Here is a 1,452-nt window from a genome sequence, read left to right as displayed (position 1 = left end):
GAGGAATATAATCCTGAACCCGATGGCACTTGCAAGCCCGCTTGCGCATGACGGCGCACAGGGCGATGGTTTCCTTTCGCCTTAGCGCCTCTTCACTTTCCATTTCCCCGGAGTTTTGAAAATGTCGGCAAGCAACGAATGGACCGAATACCACCTCACCCCAAAAGGCTGGGTGATCGGAGAAGACGGACTTCAATTTTACCGAACATCCGCGGCCAGATGATGCAGTTCAGACCGTGAAAGTCCGCGATTACCTGTCGTCCGTCTATTCGACGGCGGACCACACGCGCACAATCATATGGGAAACGAAAGACGTCCACGCGATCGCAAAGCTGAAGGCTAAATTTGGCGAAGCGCCGGACGCTGCCTAGCCCCGCCAGCGCGCGTTCTGTCTGGCCGCTGTCCTAGACCGTCGAAGGCCCCCGCACGTCCTGGCGCTTGCCTGTGGCCGCATGCCACCGCAACCAAGCCTGTAGAGCATCACGTCGAAAACCGGCAGGCATCGGCTGCCAATCGGCCGACGCTGACAGCCGCTATTCCAAGTGGCAAAGCCGCTCAGCCAAGCGGAATCTGAGCCCATCGTCGACTGAGTATGAAATGTCAGCGACCTCGAAAACCGCGATGTAGCCCGTTCGCTCAAAGGCTGTAACGATTCCGTTTGGGTCGACTGTGGCTTTGTCGCTTGTCAAAACGACCTTCTTCGTGTCTTTGATCGCATTCACGGCCTCGTCGATCCTGGATTGGTTGTCCTTGCCTTTATGGCGCTCGAACGGATCGTGATAAGTCCTTCCCTTTAGCCAGTATTTGTGTGCGCAGGCCAAGGCCTTGCCGTCCACCTCAGCAAACCACCATCCTTGCCGGCCCATTGCTTTCTTCGTTTCCATGCACCCTCCGCCGTTCGCGCAAACAATCGCACCATCGGAAGGCACTAGGCAACTGATGACAAATGGCAAGCGCATGACTGAGACCGTCACGGACCGTCAGACCGGCAAAGGCAGGCCGGTATTGCCTATGTCTGTGACAGAGTCGGTAAATTTTGACGCCCAACACCTTGCCGCGCATGGCGTTGAGGCCGATTTTCCCAACATCCCCCCTTCCTAAAAATCAATACAGTGCGAACGGACCAGCCCCGCGGTCGGCGTTTAGGGCAGGCAGTGACTATGGACACCCCCGCCCAGGGCCACCAGGCGCTAAGTCCAAGGTCAAGAGGCGGTTGGCCTGCTTCTAAGTTGGCATCGCAGATTGATTCACATCGACAAAATATCAAACCGACCCACTACCATAAATTTGGCAGGCGGCCGCCTTGTATGGCAAAGGTAGGGCCATGACCCGAGCATCCATCGCTGAAGAGCTTGAGAGCGCCGCCGACCGCATCGCGGACATGTCGCGGGCGGATCTGCAGATCATCCTTCGGCGCGCTGCCTTGATGCTCAGGAATGTAGCCGGCGTCCC

Annotated in this window: 2 protein-coding genes; both read right to left on the bottom strand. The window is 57.3% G+C overall.

From position 1 onward, the window contains the following. The coding region (locus ACXJ7R_RS32495) for a hypothetical protein (protein ID WP_457155374.1) at window positions 1-196 on the bottom strand (196 nt) is incomplete at its 3' end. A gap of 337 nt (window positions 197-533) precedes the next feature. Continuing rightward, a complete protein-coding gene (locus ACXJ7R_RS32490) occupies window positions 534-884 on the bottom strand; it encodes a hypothetical protein (RefSeq protein ID WP_457155373.1) in 351 nt (116 codons plus the stop codon). Between the last annotated feature and the right edge of the window lie 568 nt (window positions 885-1,452).

It is taken from the genome of Mesorhizobium sp. P5_C1 (assembly GCF_054049815.1).
This window is presented reverse-complemented; position numbering and strand designations above follow the sequence as displayed.